Consider the following 8,095-nt stretch of genomic DNA (forward strand, 5'->3'; position numbering starts at 1 on the left):
TCAGGGATAATCCTATGTCGCGTTTCGTACCTTTGTTGGGATAGACCCATTGTTGTAACATGCATTGGCTGGCTCCTCTCATAAGCAGTTCATAGCAACTGCACTATGGCGCATTGCGACGCCGATTGATGCAGGAGCCATCCACCCCATCCGCGCACCCGACCTTCGCCACTTCGTGCTCGACAGTCATTTCAAGCGGTCAAAATCCGATAACCGCTGTTATGTGAACCGCAACTACCACACCAACCTCAAAGCCCCAAAATCCCCCGCGCCTCGGAAGTCGTAGCAACGGGGCGCTCGTATTGTTCGCAGAGCGCAACCGCGCGCGCGACTAGGGCGGCATTGGAAGGGGCGAGGGTGTTTTTGTCGAGGCGGATGTTGTCCTCTAGTCCCGTGCGCGCGTGACCACCGGAGGAGATCGCCCACTCGTTTACCACGATTTGCTGCGGACCGACGCCAGCAGCGCACCAAGGGGCGTCGTCGCCGAACAGACGCGCGACAGTGGCGCGGTAGAAGTCGAACACAGCGCGATCAGCGGGCATAGCGTTCTTCACACCCATCACGAATTGCACATAAGGTGTGCCCGCGAGTTGGCCGCGTTTTTGCATCAAAGCGGCGTGGAAGATGTGGGACAGATCAAAGGCTTCGATCTCTGGTTTGATCTTGTATTTGATCATCTCAGCGGCGAGCCAATCGACCAGATCGGGGCTGTTTTCATAGACCCGCGTAGGGAAATTATTCGAGCCAACGGTGAGCGACGCCATATCAGGTTTCAAGGGCAGCATGCCGCCACGCTCGCGACCCGAACCAGAGCGACCGCCTGTAGAAAGTTGCACGATCATGTCAGGGCAATGCGCCTTAATCCCCTCTTGAAGAGCAGCGTAGCGGTCTGGGTCAGCAGTGGGTTTGCCGTCGTCATCGCGCACATGGCAATGGGCGATGCTGGCGCCTGCTTCGAACGCGGCATGTGTGCTTTCAATCTGCTCGGACAATGTGACAGGCACAGCAGGATTGTCCGCTTGCGTAGGGACAGAACCCGTGATCGCAACGCAGATGATGCAAGGTTTGGACATGGTTTGATCCTATCGGAAAGAGGCCGCCGTTTCAGGTAACCAGAGTGCGATACCGGGGATGAGGAACACCAGAACGATCAGCACGAACTGCGCGAGCACGAAGGGCATAACGCCTAGGTAGATCGAGGAGAGTTTGACGTTGGGCGCCATCCCTTTGATGACAAACACGTTCATGCCGATGGGGGGTGTGATGAGGCCAAGTTCGACCACCATCACGACGATGATGCCAAACCAGACGGGATCAAAGCCGAGGTCTGTGATGATCGGGAAGAAGATGGGCACCGTCAAAAGGATCATCGCGAGCGCGTCTAGGAAGCAACCCATCACGAGATACATCAGCAAGATGATCGCCATGACGGCCATCGGGTGCATATCTAGGCCAGAGACGAAGCCAGACAGCGCGGCCGCGATGCCGGAGAAGACCATTAGGTTATTGAGCGTCAAAGCACCGATGAGAATAGTGAAGATCATGGCCGTCGTTGTCACGGTTTCCATCAACGCTTCGCGCGTGTTTTTGAGCGTCATACGCCCCCTGAGTGCGGAGATGACAAAGGCGCCGACAGCGCCGATGCCTGCGGCCTCGGTCGGGGTGAAGACACCGAAATAGATGCCGCCAATCACGATTGCGAAGAGTAGGATGATCGCCCATGTGCGCCCCAGCGCTTCGAATTTTTCCTTCATGGAGGTTTTTTCGCCAGCGGGGCCGATGTCGGGATAGATGCGTGTGACAATGACGATGACCAGCATGAAACCAAGGATCGTCAGAACACCGGGCAGGAAGCCCGCGATGAACAGATCCCCGATAGAGGTCTCGGTCAGAACGCCATAAAGGACGAGGACAACAGAGGGCGGAATGAGAATACCGATGATGCCGCCAGCGGCGACGGAACCTGTGGCAAGGCTTTCGCCGTATTTATAGCGCTCCATCTCGGGCAGGGCGACTTTGGACATGGTCGCCGCGGTGGCAACAGATGAGCCACAGATCGCCGCAAAGGCACCGCACGCACCAACAGTGGCAAGGGCAAGACCGCCGCGAAACGCGCCCATCCAAGCATTGAATGCACCGTAGAGTTCTTTGGACAGACCAGAGCGCGCAGCAACAGCGCCCATAAGGACGAACAGCGGCACAATAGAGAGGTCATAAGTCACGGTGGTCTCATAGACCGTGGTGCCAAAGAGCGAGAGAGAAGGGCCAAAACCGATGATCATCGACATGCCCGCAAGGCCGCAAATACCCATGGCAAAGCCAATGGGGACTGTCAGAATAAGCATGACGAAGAGAATGACGAAGGTCAGTGTGCCAATTGTAATCGGGTCCATCAGTCTTCCAAATCTGGGGCGAGCGGGTGTGTGTCGCCTTGAATGCTAGGGATAAAAAATTGCACGAGCGCAATGAAAGCCGCGACGCTTGCGGCAACGGCCATGAGGATCACGACAGGCCAAACCGGTAGGAACAGAACGTCCGTCGCGAGGCCATCTTCATAAAACTTTATACCACGATCCCACAGACGCCATGCGACCAGCGTGATGAACACCACCGCACTCAGCGCGGCGAGCATCGCAAATATGCGCTGAACGAACTTGGGAACGACAGTGTCGAGCACATCAACGGCGATGTGACCGCGATCTAGTGTCGTGATTGCAAGGCCAAAGAGCACCAAAAGGCCCATGCCAAGCTGGATCATTTCGACAGCAAACGTGATGGGTGAGTTAAAGAAATACCGCCCGACAACATCGACAAAGGTGATCAGCATCACGGCTAATAGCACAACGCAGGCAAAGCCAGCGAGCGCTTTGGACAGAGATTTCAGAAGGTTTTCCACGGACAGGCCCCTGACGCAAAAAGAGCGGCGCCAGAACAATTCCGGCGCCGCTTGTTTCGTGAGCGATTAGTTGGAGTATTTCGCAACTGTCGCTTTGAGGTCTTCCAAGAGCGCTGCGCCATCGAGGCCGGCTGCGTTTGCTTTTTCAACCCATGCATCGTTCATGAATGCGATTTTGTCGCTCCAACGTGCGAGCTCTTCGCCCTCAAGCTTAGAGAAGACGCCGTCCTGCTCTTCTGCAAGTTTACGGCCAACCGCGTCCGCGTCATCCCAGCCTTTGCCGAAGATTTTAGCGCCTTCAATGCCGCCCAAGTCTGTCAGCACTTTCTTGTGCGCGTCAGACAAAGCGTCAAACTTTGCAGGGTTCATCATCACAGCGAATGGCGTTGTATAAAGACCACCCGGGATTTCGAGGTGATAGTTCACCAGCTCACCCAAACGGAAACCACCAATGGATTCGAATGGGAACATCGCACCGTCGGCAACACCCTTTTGGATCGCCTCATAAGCTTGCGTCGCTGGCAGAGCCACAGGCGTCGCGCCAAGAGCTTCACCCATACGCACACCGCCGCCGCCAACGCGCAGCTTTACGCCTGCGAGGTCTTCAAGCGTTTTGATTGGCTCTTTGGAGTGGATCGCGCCCGGACCATGCACGAAGATCGTGATGATTTTGACGTCTTTGAATTCTTTGTCGAACCCGATGTTACGGTCGTACCAGTCATACGCTGCTTGTGAGCCTACTTCCGCGCTTGGGGACAAGAACGGCAGCTCTGCGCCGCGCAAGATCTCAAAAGGACCAGGCGTGTAGGCCACAACGTGATAGGACATATCCGCCGCGCCATCGCGTACGATATCGTACTGGCCCGGTGGTTTTGCGATGGGGGCTGGGTCGATCTTGATCTTGAGCGTGCCGCCGGATGCTTCTTCTACCGCAGCGATCCATGCAGGCAGGGTTGTTGCAGTGTGGTGGTGCTTGGGTGGTAGCCATGTGGACATGCGCAATGTGACGGTTTCCGCGAATGCGGCTGTCGCACCAAGGCCAAACGCAAGTGCGCCCGCGACCAAGCTGGTTTTCATGATTGTTCTACGTTTCATTTGTTTTCCTCCCAGAAAATTTCGTTCACTTTTTCCACGCGACGTGGATCGGAACTTTATGAATCGCAGCAAACACCATGTTCGCGAGGGCGGCAATACAAATTCGTTACGTGTTTTCGCGTAGTGCACTTAACTGCGTAACAAGATCGTCCGCTGTTTTCCAAGCGATCTGTTGTTTGTCTTGCGCGCTGAGATCAGCAGGTGCGAGCGCGTGGGCGTAAGGATCATCCTTGAAGATCGGATAATCAGAGCCAAGCATGATGCGATCCGCGCCAAGCAGTTTGACCGCAGCTTCTAACGCGCGCGGCCCGAGAGAGGCGCAATCATACCAGACGCGTTTTAGGCGCTCAGTTGGGAACGGCGCGTCAGGATTGCGGTGGCGCGCGATACTCTCGATGCGCTCGAATATGAAAGGCAGCGTGCCGCCAAGGTTCACCACTTGGAACGTCACGCGCGGGTATGCGTCGAGCATATCAGATAGGATCACCGTCAGTGCCACTTGCGCGGCGCTGTTTTGCAGATCAAGCGCAGAGAGGCGGTATTGCATGTGATCTGTAGGGCGGGCAGGGGGTTCCTCGCCCACCTTCAGACCGGGATGGAGCATGATGTGACAGCCGTAGGTGTTGGCTGCGTCAAGGAGCGGGCGCATCTCTTCCATGTCAGCGAGTGTGTTGAAATAGTTTGACGGCAGGATAATCCCCGGCAAGCCAAGGTCTCGACGAATGCGGAGCACTTCAGCGCAAGCGAGATCCATGTCGGCAAGCGGCACACCTGCAAGACCAATAAGCGCGCCCTGCGTCTGCGCGCCCAGCTCGGCAAGGTGATCGTTAAACGCATAGATCGCCGTCGCGATCTCGTGCGCGGGCAATAGATCGACCCCCAGCGCGCCCGGAAAGGTGAGCAAGCGGTGTGTGAGACCCTGCGCATTCATCTCAGCCAAGCCGACGCGGTGATCGTAGTAGTGTTCTGTGAACGGAAATTCACCATTCATCGCAACCATTTTGAGCGTGCCGTCATTTGCCTTGCGCAGATAGGGGCGTTTTTGACGGGCCGAAATCGTCTCGACCAAGCCACCGCCATAGTAGTGCGAGTGCATGTCGATGCGGTACTGCTCTTTGCCCATATGCCTGCCCCAAAAGAAAAACCGCAGCGCCCTGATGGGAACTGCGGTTTAACTTAGCTTAGTTTTTGGCTGAATAGAAAGTCCTTACAGACCCCATTTCGCCGCTGTTGTCTCGAAGAAGCCTTGTGTCTTTTTCAGCTCAACCCATGAGTTCACATAGTTGATCCAGACTTGGTCTGTCTGTGGCAAAAGCATCGCGATTGGTGTTGGGGCGCGGGGCGCTTCGACGCCGATCTGCGTGAGGTTTGGGAACTTCGTCAAGAGCGTTGACCCTTCGATGTTGGACGTGATGAACACATCCGCACGACCAGAGAGGACCTCTTGGAAGCCACGCGCAGGCGCTTCTACAACAACGATCTTCGCATTCGGGAACCAGTCACGCACGAGCTTTTCGAACGATGTGCCAAGCGTTGTGGACACTGTGACATCAGCGTTGTTGATGCTCTCCCATGTAGTGAAGCGGTCCGCTTTGTCGGTCGTTGTGAAGGGCAGCATCTCGACAGAGATGTAGCTACTGGAATAGCCAGCCGCCTTGAGACGTGCAGGGCTGATCGATGCGGAGCCGGTCATGTGGTAGTTGCCAGCGACAACGCCATTCACCAGCGTTTTCCAATCCGTTGGAACGAACTCGACCTCAACACCAAGATCCGCGCCAAGCTGTGTCATCACGTCGATGTCGAAACCCACATATGAGTTTGTCGCAGGATCACGCACGGACATCGGGTTCCAGTCACCCGTTGTGCCGACTTTCAGAACGCCGCCGCTTAGAATGTCATTCAGAGCAGATTGCGCGCTGGCAGGTGCGCCGACAAGCGCAGTCATGCAGGCCGCAACAGCGCCCAGTTTTTGAAGTAGTTTCATGGTATTTCCTCAGTGTTTTGGATCAAGTGTTAAAGTCGGACACGCGGTAAGCGCATTGTGTATATTAATTGTTCCCGACATGTTCTAAAGCGTTTGACGCGAAGTTCAAGGAGCGTGCGATGACCAAGACAGGCGATGCTATTGAGATAAGTGGTCTCAATAAGTGGTATGGCGACTATCAGGCGCTCAAAAATATCGATCTGAACGTGGCGCACGGCGAGCGTATTGTGGTCTGTGGCCCATCCGGGTCTGGCAAGTCGACGCTGATCCGGTGTGTGAACTCGTTGGAGGAGCACGACAGCGGACGCATCGTTGTTGATGGCATCGAGATGATCGACAACGAGTCGATCAACGCGATCCGCTCGGAGGTGGGCATGGTCTTTCAACAGTTCAACTTGTTCCCGCATCTGAGCATCATGCAAAATCTCACGCTTGGCCCAATGAAAGCACGCGGAATGAGCAAGGCCGACGCGGAAGAGCGCGCGATGCGCTACCTTGAGCGCGTGCGCATTCCCGACCAAGCCCATAAGAAACCTAGCGAGCTCTCCGGCGGTCAACAACAGCGTGTCGCGATCGCGCGCTCGCTTTGCATGGAACCCAAGATCATGCTCTTTGACGAACCCACATCGGCCCTTGATCCAGAGATGATTTCCGAAGTTCTTGATGTGATTGTCGACCTCGCGGAAGACGGTATGACGATGATTGTTGTGACCCACGAGATGGGCTTTGCACGCCGCGCAGCGGATCGGATGATCTTTATGGATCACGGTGAAGTGATAGAGACGGGCACGCCCACCGACTTCTTTGAAGCGCCCAAGACCGAGCGTTGCAAACAATTCCTTAGCCAAATTTTGCAGCATTGAGAGCGGATTGATGAAACTTAGAACCGCACTCCTTTTTAGCTGCCTGATCTTCCTTGTGGGCTGTAACGCGACCCCCGGCACATGGGGTTGGTACGTGATCGACCCGCGCACGCAGTCTGGCTACAACAACATCCGTTTCCTTTTGAACGGTTTTGGCGCGACGATCCTTTTGTCCGTGATTGCCGCGTTCCTGTCGATGGCGATCGGCCTTATGGTCGCTTTGCCGGGCATGTCATCCAACCGCTGGATCAGACTGCCGTCACGCATCTACATCGAGTTCGTGCGCGCCATTCCTTTGTTGCCGATGCTGTTCTGGGTGTTCTACGGCTTGCCCGTTGTTCTGAAATCCATGGGCATCAACGTCAGCATCGATGCGTTCTGGGGTGCTGTGATCACTTTGGCGATTTCCGATTCCGCCTTCACGGCAGAAATCTATCGCTCTGGTATTCAATCCATCGCGAAAGGGCAGACAGAGGCCGCGAAAACTGTGGGCCTGAACTACCGCCAAACCATGCGCTACGTGATCCTGCCGCAAGCCATCCGCCGTATCCTGCCGCCATTGGCGAACCAATTCATCTACATCGTGAAAATGTCCGCATTTGCGTCGGTGATCGGTATGCAGGAACTCACCCGTCGTGCGAATGAATTGGTGGTAACAGAGTACCGTCCTTTGGAAATCTATACGCTGCTGATCTTGGAGTATTTGGTTTTGGTCTTGATCATCAGCTTCTTTGTCAGGTGGTTGGAGCGGAAGATGGGATCGGACGAGAGCCGGTGAATGAAACAAATGGGTCTGTGCGAGGCTGTTTTGAACCTCAAAGCGTTACAGTCTCACCCTATTCGCTCACGTCGGTTCACGAACCAGTTAACCCACTCCCAAAGGTGAACGTGACAGCATAACTCAGAGTCTCGCCAAGAGGGCGGGATTTATAAAGGATGAAAGTATGAAGTTAATTGTTGCGCTCAGTGTTGTGATTATGACTGCCGCATGTGTTTCGAGCGGCCCTACGAATTCCGGCAATAGCACTTACTCCGAACCCGTCGATGGTGGCCCTACGATGAGTTAAACGCTTTTCGGGTTTGCCTAGAGCGAATTTAGGTATGGATGAGAGGGGCGGCTTTTTGAGCCGCCCTTTTGGGTTTTGAGGGGGGGTGGTCGCGGCCACCTTTTTTGCCCGTTAGTTGGAGCGAAAGTCGGGTATGCGGATGGGGTGGATGGCTCCTGCATCAATCGGCGTCGCAATGCGCCATAGTGCA

At 55.2% G+C, this 8,095-nt stretch carries 9 protein-coding genes; 3 read left to right on the forward strand and 6 right to left on the reverse strand.

All coding sequences use genetic code 11. The features are described 5' to 3' along the window. Window positions 1-248: 248 nt before the first annotated feature. The 6 genes from PFRI_RS01815 to PFRI_RS01840 all read right to left on the reverse strand — a co-directional run bounded on the left by PFRI_RS01815 (window position 249) and on the right by PFRI_RS01840 (window position 5,975). Window positions 249-1,073 (reverse strand): 3-oxoadipate:acetyl-CoA acetyltransferase, encoded by an 825-nt coding sequence (locus PFRI_RS01815; RefSeq protein WP_072629058.1) that lies wholly within the window; start codon window positions 1,071-1,073, stop codon window positions 249-251. A gap of 9 nt (window positions 1,074-1,082) precedes the next feature. Next, window positions 1,083-2,393: a TRAP transporter large permease gene (locus PFRI_RS01820; protein WP_072629059.1), complete on the reverse strand. Its 1,311-nt coding sequence runs from the start codon at window positions 2,391-2,393 to the stop codon at window positions 1,083-1,085. Then, window positions 2,393-2,896, reverse strand: a complete 504-nt coding sequence (locus PFRI_RS01825) for a TRAP transporter small permease (protein ID WP_072629060.1) — start codon at window positions 2,894-2,896, stop codon at window positions 2,393-2,395. Before PFRI_RS01825 ends, PFRI_RS01820 begins: the two co-directional genes overlap by 1 nt. Window positions 2,897-2,962: 66 nt before the next feature. After that, on the reverse strand, window positions 2,963-3,991 hold the full coding sequence (locus tag PFRI_RS01830) for a TRAP transporter substrate-binding protein (protein ID WP_072629061.1): 1,029 nt from the start codon (window positions 3,989-3,991) through the stop codon (window positions 2,963-2,965). Between the two features lie 106 nt (window positions 3,992-4,097). Beyond that, a complete protein-coding gene (locus tag PFRI_RS01835; RefSeq protein ID WP_072629062.1) occupies window positions 4,098-5,114 on the reverse strand; it encodes an amidohydrolase family protein in 1,017 nt (338 codons plus the stop codon). 84 nt (window positions 5,115-5,198) lie between these two features. After that, window positions 5,199-5,975, reverse strand: coding sequence for a transporter substrate-binding domain-containing protein (locus PFRI_RS01840; protein WP_072629063.1), 777 nt, complete (start codon window positions 5,973-5,975; stop codon window positions 5,199-5,201). A 119-nt stretch (window positions 5,976-6,094) separates the two neighbouring features. Here PFRI_RS01840 and PFRI_RS01845 point away from each other — a divergent pair, with 119 nt between their 5' ends. The 3 genes from PFRI_RS01845 (at window position 6,095) to PFRI_RS21790 (ending at window position 7,905) form a co-directional block, all read left to right on the forward strand. Next, window positions 6,095-6,838, forward strand: a complete 744-nt coding sequence (locus PFRI_RS01845; protein ID WP_072629064.1) for an amino acid ABC transporter ATP-binding protein — start codon at window positions 6,095-6,097, stop codon at window positions 6,836-6,838. A 10-nt stretch (window positions 6,839-6,848) separates the two neighbouring features. After that, window positions 6,849-7,616, forward strand: a complete 768-nt coding sequence (locus PFRI_RS01850; RefSeq protein WP_072629065.1) for an amino acid ABC transporter permease — start codon at window positions 6,849-6,851, stop codon at window positions 7,614-7,616. Between the two features lie 166 nt (window positions 7,617-7,782). Next, window positions 7,783-7,905 carry a hypothetical protein gene (locus PFRI_RS21790; RefSeq protein ID WP_273508116.1) on the forward strand — a complete coding sequence of 41 codons (123 nt, stop codon included), beginning with the start codon at window positions 7,783-7,785 and terminating at the stop codon, window positions 7,903-7,905. Window positions 7,906-8,095: the final 190 nt, after the last annotated feature.

It is taken from the genome of Planktotalea frisia, from assembly GCF_001890925.1.
GTDB classification, from domain to species: Bacteria; Pseudomonadota; Alphaproteobacteria; order Rhodobacterales; family Rhodobacteraceae; genus Planktotalea; species Planktotalea frisia.

Excerpts from the sequence above, each read along its gene's own strand:
- PFRI_RS01815 (WP_072629058.1), bottom strand. The coding sequence starts at position 1,073 with ATGTCCAAACCTTGCATCATCTGCGTTGCGATCACGGGTTCTGTCCCT.
- PFRI_RS01820 (WP_072629059.1), bottom strand. The coding sequence starts at position 2,393 with ATGGACCCGATTACAATTGGCACACTGACCTTCGTCATTCTCTTCGTC.
- PFRI_RS01830 (WP_072629061.1), bottom strand. The coding sequence starts at position 3,991 with ATGAAACGTAGAACAATCATGAAAACCAGCTTGGTCGCGGGCGCACTT.
- PFRI_RS01835 (WP_072629062.1), bottom strand. The coding sequence starts at position 5,114 with ATGGGCAAAGAGCAGTACCGCATCGACATGCACTCGCACTACTATGGC.
- PFRI_RS01840 (WP_072629063.1), bottom strand. The coding sequence starts at position 5,975 with ATGAAACTACTTCAAAAACTGGGCGCTGTTGCGGCCTGCATGACTGCG.
- PFRI_RS01845 (WP_072629064.1), top strand. The coding sequence starts at position 6,095 with ATGACCAAGACAGGCGATGCTATTGAGATAAGTGGTCTCAATAAGTGG.
- PFRI_RS01850 (WP_072629065.1), top strand. The coding sequence starts at position 6,849 with ATGAAACTTAGAACCGCACTCCTTTTTAGCTGCCTGATCTTCCTTGTG.
- PFRI_RS21790 (WP_273508116.1), top strand. The coding sequence starts at position 7,783 with ATGAAGTTAATTGTTGCGCTCAGTGTTGTGATTATGACTGCCGCATGT.